Origin of the sequence: Alterinioella nitratireducens (genome assembly GCF_013155465.1) — a bacterium.
In the GTDB taxonomy this organism is placed as follows: domain Bacteria; phylum Pseudomonadota; class Alphaproteobacteria; order Rhodobacterales; family Rhodobacteraceae; genus Alterinioella; species Alterinioella nitratireducens.
This window is the reverse complement of the sequence record NZ_JABJVX010000019.1, coordinates 1-18,067: the sequence shown is the minus strand read 5'-3', so window position 1 is coordinate 18,067 and position 18,067 is coordinate 1. Positions and strand designations below refer to the sequence as shown.

12 protein-coding genes and 1 pseudogene are annotated in these 18,067 nt (G+C 57.1%); 6 read left to right on the top strand and 7 right to left on the bottom strand.

The window, feature by feature from the left end; all coding sequences use genetic code 11:
- The 7 genes from HNS34_RS18555 to HNS34_RS18525 all read right to left on the bottom strand — a co-directional run bounded on the left by HNS34_RS18555 (position 1) and on the right by HNS34_RS18525 (position 10,528).
- On the bottom strand, positions 1 to 1,968 hold the full coding sequence (locus tag HNS34_RS18555) for a site-specific DNA-methyltransferase (protein WP_172321592.1): 1,968 nt from the start codon (positions 1,966 to 1,968) through the stop codon (positions 1 to 3).
- Between the two features lie 10 nt (positions 1,969 to 1,978).
- On the bottom strand, positions 1,979 to 2,728 hold the full coding sequence (locus HNS34_RS18550; RefSeq protein WP_172321591.1) for a DUF4391 domain-containing protein: 750 nt from the start codon (positions 2,726 to 2,728) through the stop codon (positions 1,979 to 1,981).
- Entirely contained in the window at positions 2,725 to 5,997 is a 3,273-nt protein-coding gene (locus HNS34_RS18545; RefSeq protein ID WP_172321590.1) for a helicase-related protein, read from the bottom strand. The genes HNS34_RS18550 and HNS34_RS18545 overlap by 4 nt, the downstream gene beginning before the upstream one ends.
- The gene (locus HNS34_RS18540) at positions 5,981 to 6,841 is read right to left on the bottom strand and encodes a BrxR family helix-turn-helix transcriptional regulator (protein WP_172321589.1); all 861 of its coding nucleotides are present in this window, start codon (positions 6,839 to 6,841) and stop codon (positions 5,981 to 5,983) included. The genes HNS34_RS18545 and HNS34_RS18540 overlap by 17 nt, the downstream gene beginning before the upstream one ends.
- A 365-nt stretch (positions 6,842 to 7,206) precedes the next feature.
- Complete coding sequence (locus HNS34_RS18535) at positions 7,207 to 8,103, bottom strand: plasmid partitioning protein RepB C-terminal domain-containing protein (RefSeq protein ID WP_172321588.1); 897 nt, start codon at positions 8,101 to 8,103, stop codon at positions 7,207 to 7,209.
- Positions 8,100 to 9,014 (bottom strand): plasmid partitioning protein RepB C-terminal domain-containing protein, encoded by a 915-nt coding sequence (locus HNS34_RS18530; protein WP_172321587.1) that lies wholly within the window; start codon positions 9,012 to 9,014, stop codon positions 8,100 to 8,102. The genes HNS34_RS18535 and HNS34_RS18530 overlap by 4 nt, the downstream gene beginning before the upstream one ends.
- The gene (locus tag HNS34_RS18525; protein ID WP_172321612.1) at positions 9,011 to 10,528 is read right to left on the bottom strand and encodes a recombinase family protein; all 1,518 of its coding nucleotides are present in this window, start codon (positions 10,526 to 10,528) and stop codon (positions 9,011 to 9,013) included. Before HNS34_RS18525 ends, HNS34_RS18530 begins: the two co-directional genes overlap by 4 nt.
- A gap of 151 nt (positions 10,529 to 10,679) precedes the next feature.
- Between HNS34_RS18525 and HNS34_RS18520 the strand changes: the two genes are divergently transcribed.
- The 6 genes and pseudogenes from HNS34_RS18520 to HNS34_RS18495 all read left to right on the top strand — a co-directional run bounded on the left by HNS34_RS18520 (position 10,680) and on the right by HNS34_RS18495 (position 18,023).
- A complete protein-coding gene (locus tag HNS34_RS18520) occupies positions 10,680 to 11,078 on the top strand; it encodes a hypothetical protein (protein ID WP_172321586.1) in 399 nt (132 codons plus the stop codon).
- 266 nt (positions 11,079 to 11,344) lie between these two features.
- Positions 11,345 to 12,541, top strand: a complete 1,197-nt coding sequence (locus tag HNS34_RS18515) for a tyrosine-type recombinase/integrase (RefSeq protein WP_172321585.1) — start codon at positions 11,345 to 11,347, stop codon at positions 12,539 to 12,541.
- A gap of 385 nt (positions 12,542 to 12,926) precedes the next feature.
- Positions 12,927 to 14,150 (top strand): annotated as a pseudogene (locus HNS34_RS18510) (IS256 family transposase); the annotation flags it as partial.
- Between the two features lie 168 nt (positions 14,151 to 14,318).
- The gene (locus HNS34_RS18505) at positions 14,319 to 15,767 is read left to right on the top strand and encodes a hypothetical protein (protein WP_172321584.1); all 1,449 of its coding nucleotides are present in this window, start codon (positions 14,319 to 14,321) and stop codon (positions 15,765 to 15,767) included.
- Positions 15,760 to 17,364, top strand: a complete 1,605-nt coding sequence (locus HNS34_RS18500; protein ID WP_172321583.1) for an acetate and sugar kinases/Hsc70/actin family protein — start codon at positions 15,760 to 15,762, stop codon at positions 17,362 to 17,364. Before HNS34_RS18505 ends, HNS34_RS18500 begins: the two co-directional genes overlap by 8 nt.
- A gap of 218 nt (positions 17,365 to 17,582) precedes the next feature.
- Entirely contained in the window at positions 17,583 to 18,023 is a 441-nt protein-coding gene (locus HNS34_RS18495) for a hypothetical protein (protein WP_172321582.1), read from the top strand.
- Positions 18,024 to 18,067 lie beyond the last annotated feature (44 nt).

The window sequence follows — 18,067 nt, the reverse complement described above, 5'->3', positions numbered from 1 at the left end:
TCAGATCGACTTGACGTCGGTGGTGGGCGAGAGCTGGCGGAAGATCTGTTCGACGTTGATCTTCACCGCGTCCGAGACGAAGCCGTTGTCGCGGAAGACGACGCGCAGGGGTTCGTGGCCCGCCAGCTCTTTCACCAGATCCTCGGTGATGCCGCGGTCGAAGCAGGCGACAAGGGCGTTGTCGTCGACGAAGAACACGGTCTTGCCCTGCACCGTCTCGCGGCGGATGGGCAGCGTCAGGTCCACGCCCCAATCGACCAACACCTGGAACAGCAAGTCCTCGGCCGTGCGGCCCTCCTTCACGTTGTCGACCATGTCGAGCAGGTCCGACTGCTTCAGCTCGTCCGGGCGGTAGTAGACGTCCTTCATGTTGGAGGTGTCCACCTTTAGGACCCGGAACCCGATATCGCGGTTCCATTTTGGATGGCTGTCCCCATCAGCAACTTTCTTTGCAGCCCGACGGATGCGTTCCTTGCAAAGATCTGAAATTGTCCGACAGCCCGTTTTTGTTACGACACTACTGTCGGAAATAGGCTCTGCTAGCTGCGCCATAATGAATCTGAGATTAGTGCCGTTAGAAGCGTTGAGCTGCATAACCGCGTGCGCGCAAGTTCCGGATCCGGCAAAGAAATCAAGTACAGTATCGTTCCCAGATGTTATTGATTGAATGATCCGCCGCGCCACTTGAACGGGTTTCGGATTGTCAAATACGAGATCAATTTCCGAAAATAACGCATCATCGCTCCCGCCAAAGTACATAAGACTAGAAATATTTTCTTTTGTATTCTCCTTTAGGAGGTACTTTCTGGTGGGCTGAGTGCTTTCATCGGGACCGAAGACGATCTGGCCTGCATCGAGAAGAGATTTCATAGTCTTAGGTGGGTTTCTCCACCCTCTTTCCGGGACAGGGCATTCCTTACCGGTAACTGGATGAACCAAGGGAATGAAGTACTCATCAGGCGCTTTCTTTTTGTTCGGCCACGCCATTGAAACAGTACGGTAGACATCCCCTTTCTCATCTATCAATGAATATGCCTTCTCTCCGCCGGAGAAATCTTGAGCAGAAAGCCATTTTTTGAAGGCACCGCGGCTGGCAGAATTTATCCCGCCGTGTTGCTTAATCATGGTAGAAGCTTTATCCAACATGATTTGAGCATTTTGCTTAGGGCGCCGAAAATCAACTTTTTGCTTAAAGCACTCATAATCCTTAGCGTATATAGAAATGTATTCATGCTGCTGGGCGACACGCGTGGAGTCTCCTTTTGGATTGCGCTTGTCCCAGACTATGGTCCCAAGATTGTTCTTTTCCCCAAACACCTCAGTGAGCATCTTCTCAAGATTCGAATATTCGTTCTCATCCATATGGACTGCAATGACGCCATCCTCGGACAGTAGATTACGCGCCACGCGAACCCGAGCATACATCATAGACAGCCAGTCCGAATGAAAACGCCCGTTTGCTTCAGAATTTGACACGAGCTTATTTCCTGAGGGATCAACCTGCTCGCTCCGGACTAGATAAGATGAATAATCCTCACAAAAATCATCCTCATATATGAAATCGCTACCCGTGTTGTATGGGGGGTCTAAATATATTAACTTGACCTTTCCAAGGTGACTTCCTTGAAGGAGTTTAATAGTTTCTAGATTGTCGCCTTCGATAAAGAGGTTATGGGTGCCGTCGAAATCTACGCTCTCCTCCCGGCAGGGGCGCAGCGTTTTGGCAATCGGCGCATTCGCGAGCGCTAGCGCCTCGCGTTTCCCCGGCCAGTCCAGTCGATAACGCTCCTGCGGCCCCTCCACTATGTGGTCGCTCAGCTCCTGACGCAGCTGATCGAAGTCTACCGCCAGACGCACCGCCCCCGACGTCTCGTCCCGCGCCTCGGTCACGCAGCCAGGGAACAGCTCGCGGATCTTCGCGATGTTGTCCTGGCTCAGGTCGGGGCTGTGCATCTTCAGCTTGTCCATACTCATCCTCTTAATCGTCGGCTTTCGCGGCGGCAGGATTGCCCATCTTCAGCCGCTCCAGCTCTTGTTTTGCTCTGCGCAGCTCTGCATTGATCGCCACACGCTTGTTGAATTGCTTTTCTCGTGCCAGCCGCACCTTTATCCGGTCGACCTCGCGCGCCTGCATCTTAATTGCCTCCGCCTGGGCGATCCGCTCCTCTAGTGAGACAGTGCTCTCGGGCGCTGCGGTGGAGGGGGGGGCTTGTGACGCTTCTCCAGTACTGGGGACCAGCCGCGCCGTCTGCGCCTCCACCAACGGCTCCAGCAGCTGTTCGTAGAGCGTCCCCATATTTAGCGCCACGGGAAGCGGCGACCGCGACGTCTCCTCAGGCTGCCAATCTCCTTCGAAATAGTCACCGACGACCCAACGGGCGCTATCTGCTTCGCTTGGCCGTTTGTAGGCCGCTGTCATTTTGACCCGGCTGGCATGGACCAGTTCAAAAATCAACGGGAAGGGAATGGCCTTGTCGATGGCCCGCAACACGTGGTGGTCCAGCGTTGCGGTCCGCACGATGATGCGGAACACTTGGATCTCCGGGACTTTCTTGCTGGGCTCTAGCCTCAACGTCTCCGGTGATAGTTTGTGGGACCAGATAATCCGATCGACGTCGCGCACGAAGAGGTCCTTGAGCGCAGTATTCGCACTGGAATGTTCGTAAATCTTATTCTTGGGGATCACGCGCCCGAAAGCGGCGGCGCGGGGCCAGTCGTAGAGTGTCACCCGCTGCCCCCCTCAATCACCAGGAAGCCTATCAGCTCGAAGTCGTCCAGCCCCTTGATGGTATGGGTCAGCGCCGTGGTCTGACCGCCGCTGAACAGGCTTTCGATATCCTTTTCTTCCTTCACCTCGATCATCGAGCGGATGGCCTGGCTGAGCAGGTCGGAGTAGCGCTCCATGTCGCGCCCATCGTTCGTGCGGTCATTGAAGATGCGGCAGACTTCAGGGACCGGCTCGCTTCGCCCTTTGCAACTGGTGCGTATCAGATCGAGCAAGCGCTTCACTTCGGTATGGTCAGCGACGATCTCACCATCGTCGCCGATGTAGACAAGGTAGTAGGGATGCAACCTGTTCTGTTGGTTGAGATTGACGCTGTCGTGGATGTTCTTCAGCGCGAAAATCACGCCCGGTTGCAGGCCGAGGTCCGATTGCGCCGGCACGACGGCGTGCAAGCCGAAGGGAACATTGTCGAGCTCGCCGCGCTCCTTGACGTAGTTGAGCAAGTCCATCCGAAATTCGTTCAGGCCAAGATCGGTGATCGAGATGCCGGTCTTCACGTCCTCAAGCTCGATCACCTCTTCCTGTAGCCGCTGCAACTGCTTCTTGCGGTAGGCAATATCGCTGGATTTGGCAGATAATACGTTGTCTTCGCCGGTGGCGGTGATGTCGGTGATTACCATCCGGTTTTCGACGCGCTCCTTGAGGTTGATGTACGCGTCCAGCGAGATGTCTGGCCAGTAGTTGGCCAGCTGGATCTGAGTGTTTGGCGAGCCGATACGATCGATCCGGCCGAACCGCTGGATGATACGGACCGGGTTCCAGTGGATGTCGTAGTTAACAAGAAAGTCGCAGTCCTGAAGGTTTTGGCCTTCCGAGATGCAGTCGGTGCCGATAAGGATATCCAACTCGCCCGGCTCGTTCGGTAAAACGATGTCCTTTTCCTTCGACCGTGGTGAGAACAGCGTCAGGACACTCTGGAAATCAAAGTTTCTCTTAAGCGTGGTCTTTGGCGCGTCCGACCCTGTGACCTTGCCGACATGCAGCCCGAGTTGCTGTGCAAAGGGCGCCAGGTTGTCGTAGAGGTAATTGGCGGTGTCCGCGAAAGCTGTGAAGACCAGAACCTTATTGTTTCCGGGGTTCAGCGGCTCATCGATTTTCTGCCTGATAACGGCGAGCAAGTGCTGAAGCTTGGCGTCGTCAGAAGGCTTGACCTTTTCCATCGATGCGATCAGGTCCTCGATGAGAACAAGGTCGGCTGCGAGATCGTGTTTCCAGGACGGCAGGTCCATGTCAGCGAGACTGATCTGAACCTTCTTACCGACAGTGAATTCGTCGAGGCCGGAGAGGTCATCGTCTTCCGGGTCGAAGTCGCTCATTTCCGCGAGGTGATCACTGACGCTATCACTGCGGCCTGTCTTCTCGAACTCATCGATGGCATCGAGCGTGCGCGAGATGTTGCTGCCGAGTGATCGAAGCGTGAGGCGGAATGCAGCCACCGAGCTTTCCAACCGCTTCAGCAGGTTGGTCGTCATTAGCGCCTGCAGGCTGCGCTCCCGATCAGCCTGCCTGAGTTTGCCGCGTCCACCCTCGACCTGCGTATCGTAGATCTCCTCATACTTCCTCAGACGGCTGGGCAGGATGTAGCTGATCGGGGCGTAGACCGCGAGCTTCAGCACCGAAAGCTGGGTGAAGATGTCGTTGAATCCCATCACATCGGTCCGCTCGGTAATCGGGCGGTGGAACGAAAGCGGCTTGCGCCGCTCGGGAAACTCCCCGATGTCCTTCGTGTCGTAGAACGTTTCAATATGCTTTCGTGACCGAGCTATGGTGACGGCGTCGAGGAGTTCAAAGAAATCGAAGTCGAGCGCCTTCAGGATCGACGCGGCAGTTCTTTCCTCGGGCGGAAGGGAAGACCATTCATTGAAGGCCTTCTGGGCTCGTCGGAAGATCTCTTCAACGCTGGCCTGAGTTTTCAGGTTCTTGCTTAGCGCCTCGGACTGCCCTTCGTACGCAAGAGCAAGCTGGTTGCGAAGGTCCGTGAACCGGTTGTTCACTGGGGTTGCGGAAAGCATAAGGACCTTGGTCTTCACGCCAGCGCGGATGACCTTGTTCATCAGCTTCTGGTAACGAGTCTCGCGGTCTTTGTAGACATCGTTGTTGCGGAAGTTGTGGGACTCGTCGATCACGACAAGATCATAATTGCCCCAGTTCACGCGATTGAGGGGGATGCCGAAGGACTCGCCTGATGTGCGGGACAGATCAGTATGGCAGAGAACATCGTAGTTGAATCTGTCCTTCGCGAAAATGTTTGTTGTGAGGTTAGTGTTGTAGTTCCGCCAGTTGTCCGCGAGCTTTTTGGGGCAGAGAACGAGTACTGAACGGTTCCGCAGTTCATAGTATTTGACGACGGCCAATGCGGTGAAGGTTTTTCCGAGACCAACAGAGTCCGCGAGAATGCACCCGTTGTAGGTCTCGAGCTTGTTGATGATCCCTGTCGCAGCGTCCTTCTGGTAGTTGAAGAGCTTGTTCCAGACCAGGCTATCTTGATAGCCCGTGAGATCATTCGGCAGGACATCTTCATCGACCTCATCGAGGAAGTCGTGGAAGATGTTGTAGAGCATCATGAAGTAGATGCGCTCAGGCGAGTTCTCCTGATAGACGGACTCAATGTGCTCGCAGATTGCTGAGGTTACATCCTTCACTTTGTCCGGGTCCGACCAGATCTGATCGAAAAGGTGAAGGTACGTCTTCGCATGCGCTGGATCATCGAAGCGGGTAACGAAGTTGGATACAGCATCGCCCTTCTGGTACCCGAGATCCACGGCTGTGAAGCCGCTGATGGGCATGTAGGCCACATCGCCTTCAGGCCCGGAAACATGCATCAACTGCTGCATCGGTGCCTTCGTCGTGTTGGAGCGGAAACTGGCTTTCTTGCGGATCCAATCTGCGCATTCACGAGCCACTGCGCGTTGCGTGAGTTTATTGCGCAGTTGGATCTCGAACTCCGTGCCATAAAGCCCGCTTTCTCGTTGTGCCTTGGGAATGAAGAATTCCCGGCGTTCCTTTCGCAGGCGGTCCGTCACCTCTGTCGGTACGAATGTTGGTGCTGTGAAGACAAACTGTAGGCCGTCGACTTTTGCGAGTTCGGACTTCAGAGCCTCGAAGGCGTAGATCGAGAAGCAGGAGGCAGCGATCCGCAACCGGGCCCCTTTGCCAAGAGAACCCTTTAGGTCATCGCCGAGAAGGTGGGAGGTGTTATCGATGATCTGCATTAATGGCCTCCCGGTTGAGAAGCACGATCTGTTGGTCTTGCGGCCTACGTGCCGAGGGCACTGTATCGAGTCCGAGACGTTTCAGAGCATAGTAGAGGAGAGCGCGTCGAACTTTGATTTTCGCCCTGCCACCGCGCATTCCATAGTCGAGCGCGATCACATTCTTCTGGTTTTCAGAGAGTTCGGGGTGGGGAGCAATCTCAAGCGTGACGTGCTCTTGCCAATCGGCATCGGCCGCATCCGTAATTCCGCTGGCCTGCACACCGCGTGTCTGGAGGATGCGCGAAAGCAGGAAGTCCTTGAAAACTTCGTCGGTTTTACAGAACGCCCGGGTGTGCCACCGAAAGCCATCGAACCCAATGGCGTGAGGCGCGATCCACCGCCAGCTCGGCTCCGGGCGCGAGAGGGACTGATACTTCACCTCGATCGCTTCAGAGCCACGGATGGCACTGACAACGGATCGCAGGATGACAGGGTTAACACCACGGGCCGGTGTTGGTGCGGCGTCATAGGCTGGTAGTTGAGCAATCCATGCGTCGTCGCTGTCCAGGAGACCGTCAGCCAAAGATCGAAGCTGTGCGAGGTAGCGGCTGGCATCTGGTTGCAGGAACTGTGCAGCATAATCGGGACCTCGGACATACGTCCGCGCACTCTTGTCGTAGACCATGTTGTCCGGAGCCAGACTGATGTAGCGGTTCAGGTCGGCGGACGCTTGGTTCACCGATAGTCCAAACTGCTCCATCAAATCGCTGCGGTTCACATGCCCCTCCCAAAACAATCGGAACTCGATGAACTCTAGGCGCTGTGCGACCCCCCAACGAAGCTCCGACTTGCTGTTATTCACTGCGCACTCCCGACTCGGCGCGCATGATTTATGTACGCGCCCATTTTTTGTGCTGACTGCACGCTAGCGGGGAGTCGTTTCGGGTTCAATCGAAATCCTGCGATGTTTCGGGTGTTTGCTCGAATGAATAGAACCGGACCGCTGGTGGTGAAGCAGGCGTGCCGACTCGCGCACTTCCTCAGCACGCCTGCGAATATCGCCGCCGCTGTGCGGCCGCGCGGCCGGCGAAAACTCAAGCCAGCCTGGTGGGCTCCGAGCGGGTTCGCCGCCATCCCCACCGCCGCGCTCGATCCGGCCCACAGTCCGGCGTCTCCTGCGGTCCCCGCGCTTATCGGGTCCGGGTCCCCATTGGATCGGCCGGCTGGTTATTCCACCTCGGCAGGCACCACCGACTCCATCTCGGCAATGGTTTGAAACTCGGACAGGAACTCAGGGCGCGTCTGCATTAGATAACGAACCACGCGCGCGTTCCCGAGGAGCTTGCCGACGTAGCCACGGAGCACGGTCAGCTGGAGGTGGTCCTGGCCATAGGTGTCTTGGATCTGGGTGATCCCTTCCTGAAGCCGGGCAAGCTCCTTTTCCATCCGAGCGACGGCCTGCGGTGTAACGCCGTTGATTCGTTTTGGCTTGTTCGCCTCGACCAGCTGGGCCTGCGGTGTTCCGGCGAGGATCGCCGAGATGTAGGCGACGGAGTAGTTGTTGGCGTTCACCATGAGCTCTGCGGCTTCGATCTGGCGCAAGGGGATCATCTTGCGCAGCGTGGTGAACACTGCCGCAGTACAGGCCTTGTCCTTTAGGATCGCCACGGCTTCCGGGCAAATGCCGTCGAGCAGCTTGACCTTGCGCTGGATGCTGCGCGGATTGAGGTCCAGCGCCGCCGCGATCTTTTCCTCCGAGACACCGCGCTCTATTGCTTTCAGGATCATCCGGTGCTCCTGAATGGGCGCGATGCGGCTGATCCGCTTGTTGTAGGTGAAGGCCTCATCGTCGGTGGACACGAGGCATTCGACCTGTTCCTGGCCCAGATCTTTGAGGACTTCGATCCGGACATGTCCATCGAGCAGCAGCCAGCTGCGGCTGGCATCCCCGTTCCTAGCAACAACCGGCGGCTCGACCAAACCGATCTCTCGGATCGACGCAGTGATCTGGGTGTATTTCCGGCTGGACTTGATCGATTTGCTCAGCACCCTGACCGGCAGGATGTCCGCCACCGGGATCGTGACGCAGTCGTTCTCGAAGCCGAGCTGAACCTTCTTGGTCATGGCGCTGCCCCCTCGGCGAGGGTGTCCTGCAGGTAGCTGGGCATGGTTTCCAGACCTTCCGCGCGCAGCAGCGTCACGAAATGATCGTCCTCGAGGAGTGTCCGGAATGCCTGGCAGATGAATAGCAGCCGCCCCTGCGTCAGTTCCGCTTTCTTGATCAGAAGCTTCTGGCGGTCCGCTTCCTTCTGGTAGGCGCGCACCAACGCTTCGCTCGTCAGCGGTCGCCGGTTTCGGCTGTCCCGCCCGTATTGCTTGGGGTGGATCTTCTTTCCACGCGCCTCGCGCTGTTCGATCAGACGCCGGGCCGCCGCGAGTTTCTTTCCGCGCAGTTTCTTCTGCGTGTAGGCATCCATCAGCGCGCGCTGCGCGCCTTCGGCATCGGTCTTCGATATGTCGATGGCGAGGTTGAGCGGCAGCAAACCCGTCTCGACGGCGGTGACGAGCCGCTCTTCGCCGCGCTCCAAAAGGCCCGCGATCATCCCGACGTAGTCCGGCGAAACGCCGATCTTGTCGCTGATCTGGCGATCATTGTAGCCGCGTTCGCGAAGGGTGCCGATCTCCCGCATCAGATCGATTGGGCGATGCTGGCGGCGAGCGCAGTTCTCGACGAGGCTCATGACGAGGCAGTCGGACTCATCGGCATCGATGACAATGGCCGGGATGGCTTTCTGCTTCAGCTGAATGAAGGCCTCGAGCCGCCCTTGGCCGCAGACGAGATCATACTCCTGCGGATCTGTGTCGGTGCGGCGGGTCACGGTGATCGGGCGCTTCAAGCCGATCTTGGCGATGTTCTCCACCATGTCCGCGAACGTTCTGGGGTTACGGACCCGTGGATTGAGCACCCGAATGCGGTCGGTCGGGACCAGGGTGACTTCCGTCGGGTGATGTTCTTCCGGGCTCTTTGCCATCATGCCGCCTCCGTCACCTTCGCTCGCCCGGCGAGGGCATAGAAATCGTCAAGTGTTTCCGTTCGATAGGCATCGAGCCAAAGGCCGTTCTGTTCGGCCATCTTCAGGCGCGCGTCGGTCATGTCGATGCTGGGCAGCAGGTAGAAGTCGCGCGGCGCGTCGTTGGTCTCGTTCATCCGCACAGCAATCGTGATGTCCGGAACGAGGCCGGTGTCGAGCCGGATGTGCCAGCGCAAGGTGCCAGCTGCCGTCGCCTGGCAGCGGGCCAGAACGACCGACACCGTGAATTCGTCATTCACGCGCAAGAGCTGCGTGTCGGGGTCCTGCAAAACGCAACCACCTTGGGCGACTACGCCCTCCGTGATTTCCTCAACGACCTGGGGGTGGGCGGCGCGCAGCGCCTTGTTAATCTCGATGTAGCGGTAGTCCCGCTCCGGCTCATAGCCGATGAGGCGATAGGCGTGCAGCAGGCTTCCAAACCGACTGCGATAGGCGCTGGACGAGGGCAGATCGTTCTCTTCGTCGATGATCAGGCCGGACAGCGTGCCCTGTCGTTTCAGGATCGCCCGCAGGGCATTGAGCAGCTCCTCGTCCGTGAAATGGCGACTGCGTGCATCCACGATCTCCCGGGCGCGCAGGAACAGGGCTTTGTCCACGATGGCCGGATAGGCGCCTTCGGCCCGGATCCACATATCCCGCGGGTTCACGACACGGCGCTGCTTCAGCTTGAACGACACCTTGTTGAAGACGTTGTTTCCGATGTATTTTTCGTTAGTCAGCACCTGGTGGACGGTCGCCCGGGTCCACGGCCGGTCGAGATCGGTGCGGTGACCTTCGGCGTTCAGGACCTCCGCGATATCGCGCTCAGGCCGCCCCTCGTTGACGAACATCTCGTACATGCGCTGGACGACCCGCTGTTCCTCCTCGGGGCCGGGGACCAGGATCACACGGTCGGTCTGCAGGCTCTTCTGCTCGCCGCGGGACAGTTCGCCCTTGGGGTTTCCGTGCTCATCGATCAACACGCGCCGCAGCCCGTATCCGGCCGCGCCGCCCTGGCGATAACCAAGCTCCACGAGGCGGCATTGCCCGGCAAAGACCTTCACCGACAGCTCGCGGCTGTATTCGCCGGCCATGACGCGTTTGACGGTCTTCAGGAGGTTGGAGCCGATGCTGCCGTCGTTCTCGAACTGCTCGCCGCAATAGTGGACCCGGATCCCCGCACGGGAGCAGACATGTTCGTGATATGCGCCTTCGTCCGCATCCTGAAACCGGCCCCAGCGGCTGACGTCATAGACAAGGATCGCCTTGAAATCGGCGTGACCGGATTGGACTTCGGCCATCAGGTTTTGCAGTGCCTCGCGGCCGTCGAGCCGTAGTCCCGACCGGCCGGAGTCCTCAAACGTGCGCAGAATCGTCAGGCCACGAGCCTCGGCATAGCTGCGAATGACATCGAGTTGGTTCTCGGTGGAGTACTTCTGGTGATCGGTCGACATTCGCACGTAGGCGACGGCCGGCACATCCTTCTCAGGCGGCGCGTCGCTCGTGTCCGAAGGGGTCGTCCAACGACCGCTCACATCCGTATCTCCTCATTATTCCAGGCAAATCCATCGCTCCCGTCGGAATCAACGGCTGAATTCTTCGCGTCCATGTAAAGCGAAGGAGGGTGGAATGTCGTTTCCGAAAAAGGGCAAGTTCTTTCCAAGGGAAAACGGATATAATGGAAAAGCTGAGCAGCCCACGAATGGCGGCTTCGTTGAAGAAATCGCGGCTGCTTTGAAACGGTCGCTTGGAGATAGTCGGGCGGGCGTAAAGACCGTGGCGGCCTGGACGGGGGCCAACGAGAAAACAGTGAAGAACTGGTTCTCGGGCACTTACGGTCCGAGCGGTGCGCACCTGATCGCGCTGGCGCGCCACTCCGACGAGGTGCTCTCCACGTTCTTGGCCATGGCGGGGCGCCAGGATCTGATGGTTGCCATCAAGCTTGCCGCTGCCGAGGAAGCGGTCGAGGAACTTCTCGAAGCGGTACGGCAGCTGAGCCGCGAGGAACCTGGCGATACCGTCATTTGATCAGTCGTCAGGCGGTCGAGGGTTTTGTCCCTCAACAGCGCGCAGGATTTCGAAGCGATCCCGCACGGTGGAAACTTGCACGGGAGAGAGTTGGTCGCCGGGTTCGTTTCCACCGCCAACTTACCAGAATCATGAATTTCACCGGGTCGCCATGGGTGATCTTTTTCGCTGTTTTGCTGATGTTTACTGCCTTGTTGCTTCTCTCTCGATTTCTTTCGATTTGTCTGGTATGCGTTCCTTGAGTGGTATGGAACGTGGTATGAACTATGGCGACGCTTGCCGGGAAGCTGACGAGGAGGCTGGTCGAGAACCTTGGGCCGGGGCGGCATGGCGATGGCAACGGGTTGTATCTGGTTGTTGATCCCTCCGGGGCGCGGCGCTGGATCGTCCGTGTTGTCGTCAAAGGCCAGCGCAACAAGAAGGGCGGACCACTGCGGACTGACTTTGGGTTGGGCGGCGCGGATGTGGTGACGCTGAACCAGGCGCGCGACCGTGCGTTGGAATATCGGCGCATGGCAAAGCAGGGCCTCAACCCGCGTTACAATGCCCGCCAGGAAATCCCGACATTTGAGGAAGTCGCGCAACAAGTCCATATCGAGCGCATGCCGACATGGAAGAACGCCAAACATGGTCAGCAATGGATCAACACGCTGCGCGACTACGCATTCCCCAAGATTGGTCGCATGCCCGTCGATAGCATTGGCCAGCCCGAGGCACTGATGTGTCTGTCACCGATCTGGACGGAAAAGCACGAAACTGCGCGCCGCTTGGCGCAGCGGATCAAGATTGTCCTGGATGTGGCAAAGTCGAAGGGCTTTCGAGAGGGTGAAAACCCGATCACGGCGATCAAGGACGTAGGCGTTCTGCCGAAAGTGAAAGCCAAGCCAAAGCATCACAAGGCAATGGCGTGGCAGGATGTCCCCCCGTTCTATGCCGATCTGAAAACCCGCAATGCGATGGCGGCAAAGGCGTTGATGTTCACCTGCCTGACGGGCTCCAGAACCAGCGAAGTCTTGCAGATGCGCTGGGACGAGATTGATTGTGGCACCCGCCTTTGGACCTGCCCGCCGGAGCGAATGAAAGGTGGCGAGATGCACCGGGTTCCATTGACGGATGAAATGGTGGCGATCCTGCAGCCGCTGCAAGCCATGCAGTCGGACTACGTCTTCGAAGGTCAGAAACGCCACAAGCCGCTATCGAACATGGCGATGCTGATGCTCCTACGCCGCATGAATGTCGAAGGCGTTACCGTACACGGATTCCGCTCCACCTTCCGCGTCTGGGCGGCAGAGGTTGCCAATGTGCCGCGCGAAGTGGCGGAAATGAGCCTCGCACACCGAGTCGGATCAGAGGTCGAACTGGCCTACCAGCGCTCAGATTTGCTTGAAAAACGGCGCGGATTGATGGCGCGATGGTCCCAGTATGTGGCCAGCGCATGCACCTCAGGGGGCCTGGAAAGTTGAAGATATCGGTCAATGAACCCGAACTCCTGGCTATCGAACTCTTTCGTGTCGCATTGAGCGAGGAAACCCCCGAGCTCAGAGAAAGAGCAATCAAGAACGTGAAGCTCTACGCTGCGACAGTAAAATCCGACGTGTTGTTTGAACGGGAAGGCGAACCGTGGACCTCAATTCAGAAGAATGACGATCTCCTCTCGGAGACTGGCAGACCCGTGAAAGCTCCGTCGAGCAGGTTTCTGTGTCAGTCAGTTTGTCATGGTTTCACCTGAATATGCCATGTACGATTGCGGTCGTGTCGCGAAGGTGGTGGAAATTTGAAGGCGGCGTAATCTCCGGGTGAAAGAAACCCACCCAAACCGGCGGCTGCAACCGCCATGGAGATCACGCCATGAACAAGAATACCGAGACTTCCGCATTTTCGCTACTGGCCAATGAGGCTGGGTATGATCCGATCGAGGATCGGCTGCGAGAGAACATCCGCGCCACGATCGAGGCGGTGTTTGAAGAGGAACTGGCGCAGTTTCTCGGTCGCTGCCGCTATGACCGGGTCGCCGACAAGCCTGCGGGCTATCGCCACGGGCACCGTGAACGCCAGCTAATCGGCACTTTCGGAACGGAAACGGTGAGCGTGCCGCGTGCCCGCGTCGCCGCCGAAAACGGCAAGACCAAGGAGTGGCGGTCAAAGGCTCTGCCACGTTATCAGCGGCTGACGAAGAAGGCCGAAGCCCTGATCGCCTCGGTGTACCTTGCAGGCACCAATACGCGCCGTGTAAAACGGGCGCTCTATGGGCTGTTCCAGGGCGCGGTGGGCAAGGACGTGGTCAGCCGTGCCTGGCGCAAGGTGAAGGTGGACTGGGACGCTTGGGTAGCGCGCAGCCTCATGGGCGAGGACATTGTTCGGCTGATACTCGATGGCACCGTCATCAAGACCCGGCTGGACAAGAAGGCCACGAACATCTCGGTTCTGGCGGCTATCGGCGTGCGTCGCGATGGTCAGAAAGTCTTGCTTTCCATCAGAAATATGGGCGGTGAGAGCAAAGCCGCATGGCGCCAGTTCATCGACGACCTCGATGCACGCGGGCTGAAAAAGCCGGAGTTCGTCATCGTGGACGGCGCCCCCGGCCTTGAGGCAGCCCTCGTCGCACTCTGGGGCGCGGAGTTGCCGATCCAGCGCTGCACGGTTCACAAGCACCGCAATCTTCTGGGCCATGCGCCCAAGCACATGCATGACGAGCTGACCGAGGACTACCGCGACATGATCTATGCAGAAACCGCCGCCGAAGTTGAAACACGCCGCAAGGCGTTTCTGCGCAAATGGCGGCTGAAGTGCAAAGCGGTCGCCGACAGCCTGGAGGAGGCAGGGGACCGGCTGTTCAGCTTCACCCGCCTCGATCCGTCGCAGTGGAAGTCGGCCCGGACCACAAACGCCATCGAACGGCTTAACGAGGAATTCCGCCGCCGGATCAAGACCCAGACCGTGCTGCCCTGCCCGGAAACCGTGCCGATGCTGCTTTGGGCGCTCCTCGCCTCCGGCCAGATCCAGATGCGCAAGATCGACGGATGGGAAACCCTCGATCAGCCCATCGGAGCCATCGCCCTTGACCTCGCCGCCTGGCGCGGCCAACAATCACATGCTCGGAGACGTCGCCAGAGAATTTCTACCAGTTTCGAGACACCACCACGATTGCAGCCAATCATTGAATGGTAAAATGTGGCCGTCGCGTAAGCTGACAAAGCGGAGAACCGGCCAATCGACTCTGGCTGCGAGTTAAGGCTAAAGATGAACGGAGTTCTTGTGAGCGCATCCCTAACGGAATCAGAAAACTCGGATCTTCCAACGGCACTTGCCGAGCTGCGTGCATTGATACAGAGCCGCAAGCTCACAAAGGAGCAGTTCGACACAACGGAGTTCCAAGCACTTTGGAAAAGCGTCAAATCATACCTCCACGACGAGGATCCTTCATTAGTATGGATCGCGTTCTCAACGCTCGGACGCATGGCTGAAGATACAAAGCCCGCCAAACGACTTGTAGAACCGGTGCTCAGCGAACGGCTTGAGACAGACTTGCCCACCTTTGTGCGCCTGCCCGATGGTAAGGACCGTTACTATCTTGCACGAAGTTTGGAGGGGGGGCAGCGGAGCGAAATTGTTGACATCGCCTATAAGGAACTCGCTAGAGAAGAAGTGGCTGAGACTGCGCGCCGAGTTTGGGCGACTATCGCCGTCTCTGAAAGCGTTTCGTTGACTGAATTTCTTCAGCGGTTGAACAGCGAGATTGAAACGGTCTCTCGAGAGACTGATCTACGACCAGACGCTCTATGCCGGCGAATTCGGCGCATTATTGCGGCGATCGAAGACATCGTTGCGACGACTGACATTGGTCCCGGGGACCAACTCGGCCAGCAGCTTCGGGTGCTACTCGCTGGCCATTTACCTCATTCAGGTCCCAATGAACGAACTCTTCGGGAAGAGGCGTGCCAAGAGTTCCTTGCGGCGCTCCAGAAGATCATAAGGCTTAATTTCACAGCGCGCACAGACCCAGAGTGCTACAAGATCATTGAGCTTATGCAAGGATGGTGGCGCCCAGCATCACCATCGCAAGATTTTGACAGCGCGGCGCGTAGCATTGCGCGTCTTGGGGTCGAGATGCTCTTATTGTTTGCGAAACAGGGTGTGATGAACAAGCCTCTCAGAGATGCATTGGTGGCTGCTGTAGGCATGCGAGTGATAAACAAAATGACTAGCGACCTGGTCGCAAGCACGACCAGTCTTGAGGAGTCCATCGCATATTGGTTCGTGAATGGTAAAGAACCAAAGGAAGAACGTTCGGTTCGAGCCGTTGAAGCGCTTTCTGATGCGAAGTTAGACGAGTACGTAGGTAGGCTTCTGATCGCGCTGGATTCTTCTGAACTTCAGGTGACCACAGTTGAGAGAGCTCTGAATGATGTGAAAGACATCATGGCGGCAGAAGGCGAACTTTTGGAGAGCGCTCTAAAGCGGGTCGCGCCGGTTACACAATGGGCGCGCGCGATCGCACGTACACGTCGTATCGCCCTCAGCCCTCAGCGCTCAGATTTAGTGCGATATGACCCGGTCGCGCATGTGGGTGAGGATAACCTCAAAATAGGGAGTGAGGTTCGCGTCATGACGCCGGGTGTCGTTAAGGAAAGTCGGGGCGGACTCAGTGTGATACTAGTTAAAGCGGAGGTTGAGCTTGGAAATGGATAAAGAAACTGCAGTAACTGTACTGAAGAGCCTTCTCGAACGGTTCGACAAGTCCTCCGACGTCTTCCTAACATCTATCGAGGCAAAGTCCTTGCGCGTGGTCCTTGATCTCGACTCTGAGGGTGTAGTCGACGCCCCGGTCACACCGTCAGGCGATCTAAGCCTCAAGACCCCACCGATCACATGTCCAACACCTGATGACATCGATGGGGATCATCTAATGTGTTTGGACTTTGGAACTTCTTTTTCTAAAGCCTTCGCTTCCTCGGTCGACGATACTGAAGGCGTGCCTGAGCTGTTTCCGCTTGCTTTTGGTACGAATGCCCTTGGCGATCCTGAGCTTTTGCTCCCATCGGAGCTTTTCATCGATAACGGAGAACTTTATTTAGGTGCAGCTGCACGGGCGCATTTCGACGCCACCGAGGCGGTGCAAGATCGGCTTATCGACAGTCCAAAGCAGTTCATTACCCTCACCAAGGATGTAACGGATCTGCACCGGCGCAAGCTCGGAAACCAACAAGATCCGTCGGGCACCCTGACACAGAGGGACGCACTAGTCTTGTATTTGGCGCACTTGAATCTTCGCGCCGAGCAGGCGCTGCATGAACACGGCCTCAGTCCAGATCTGAAGCGCAGATATGCTCATCCGGCGTGGACGCCGGAACACTTTCAGGTCAATAGTGATGCCATGCGTCGGATCATCGCCGAGGCAATAGCGCTCTCACGATGCTTTGGCGAGGATCTTGCTAGCATCCTTCCACTGGAGAGGGCGTGTGAAATTAATGAAATGGCTCGTATGGCCAAGGACATTGAGCTGCCGTTCGGTTTGATTGACGACCCTGTGTTGGAGGCTACGGCCGCTGGCGCTGGAGCCTTGTTAGGCACCCCGACGACACGTAGGGTACCCTATGTAATTCTTGATATCGGCGCAGGTACCACGGATGTCGCCGGGTGCATTTGTGTGAATAACCCTAGCAGGGAGCGAATTACGGTCGCCGAGGTCACGCCCGCTGCGCGGGCAATAAATCAAGCCGGCAACATCATAGATAACGCACTCCTAAAGATGATCATGGAGAAGAGCGGCCTCGCTGACGGCACAGCCGAGTTCAGACAGGTTCATGCGGCTCTGAAGCGTACGATCCGCGGAGACAAAGAAGTCCTTTTCACCGACGAAGCTCTCAGTGTTGGATTGGTAACAGGGGACGTTGTCGAAATCGAACTTGACGAGTTTGTTGATAGTTCGATCGTCAAAGCACTCTTTAAGAAGATTACGGACCTTGCCGTCGATGCGGCGTTTTGTGTAGTTGGCGACGAAAGCGTTGTGTACGTAACCGCAACAGGTGGAGGTGCTGGTTTACCTGTCGTTAAAATGCTGGATAAACGCCAGATTAAGCGCGACGGAAAAAATATTCAGCTGTCCTTAGTCGCACCCATGCCTAATGAATTAGGAGAAACCTACCCGCAACTGGTCAACTCGTACCCGCAGGTTGCGGTTGCCGTTGGCGGTGCGTTGTCGAACTTGCCTGCACAAGTGAAAAGCATTCAGGAAGGTATCTCAGACCCGGGAAGAAAGTACCTCGCGCCTATGTACAAGTCTTGACCGCCGCGTCGCATAGAGCACATGGAGCTGCTCTGGTCCCGACTGGATGAAAGTTCAGTGGTAGGTCACACCGTCTAATCGGTCGGCATCCCGCCGGGGAAACGAAGCGAAACAGCACCGTTTGCGAACACTCAAAAGTTTTGTAGTAAGTCAAGGATGGCGCATGACTTCGTACAAATCGCTTCTGCTGAGTCACGAAGCGCACGGAGGGATTGATTTTGGAGTTGCCCAAGCTCGGTGACTATCCTGAGAAATATTTGAAACTGGCTGCTTTGTTGACGCGCATGGTCGGCTCAGAACCGCCTGATCCAAATGAGCCGTGGGCACCCCCGTTCTTGTTGGATCGACCGACGATGCACGCGAGCAGATCTGATTTTGAGGCTGAGCTGGCTGTCGCGTCAGAGCTCTCCAAAGGTATCAGTTCGATACTGAAGCTGTATGAAGATGACGCAAGGCTAGATGCCCTGGGTTCCCTTCGCGAACTTCTAGATGAAGCTGCGAGGCAGGATTATGGGCCTACACCCCATTCCAGTCCGAATGAGATTGTAGAAATTGTCATGAGGCATGCTGGCGTGATGTCTACAACTCTGATCGGCCTGACAATAACCGCATTGGAGTTAAGAAAGGAGCTATGCCTGAATCTGGGTGACGCGGCCTGATCAGGCGGCGCTGATTTCTGTGGCGTCTGTCACCTCGACGCCGT

Coding starts and splice junctions, on each gene's coding strand:
- HNS34_RS18530 (WP_172321587.1), bottom strand. CDS start 9,014: ATGATGGCAAAGAGCCCGGAAGAACATCACCCGACGGAAGTCACCCTG.
- HNS34_RS18505 (WP_172321584.1), top strand. CDS start 14,319: ATGAACGGAGTTCTTGTGAGCGCATCCCTAACGGAATCAGAAAACTCG.
- HNS34_RS18520 (WP_172321586.1), top strand. CDS start 10,680: ATGTCGTTTCCGAAAAAGGGCAAGTTCTTTCCAAGGGAAAACGGATAT.
- HNS34_RS18515 (WP_172321585.1), top strand. CDS start 11,345: ATGGCGACGCTTGCCGGGAAGCTGACGAGGAGGCTGGTCGAGAACCTT.
- HNS34_RS18500 (WP_172321583.1), top strand. CDS start 15,760: ATGGATAAAGAAACTGCAGTAACTGTACTGAAGAGCCTTCTCGAACGG.
- HNS34_RS18545 (WP_172321590.1), bottom strand. CDS start 5,997: ATGCAGATCATCGATAACACCTCCCACCTTCTCGGCGATGACCTAAAG.
- HNS34_RS18555 (WP_172321592.1), bottom strand. CDS start 1,968: ATGGACAAGCTGAAGATGCACAGCCCCGACCTGAGCCAGGACAACATC.
- HNS34_RS18535 (WP_172321588.1), bottom strand. CDS start 8,103: ATGACCAAGAAGGTTCAGCTCGGCTTCGAGAACGACTGCGTCACGATC.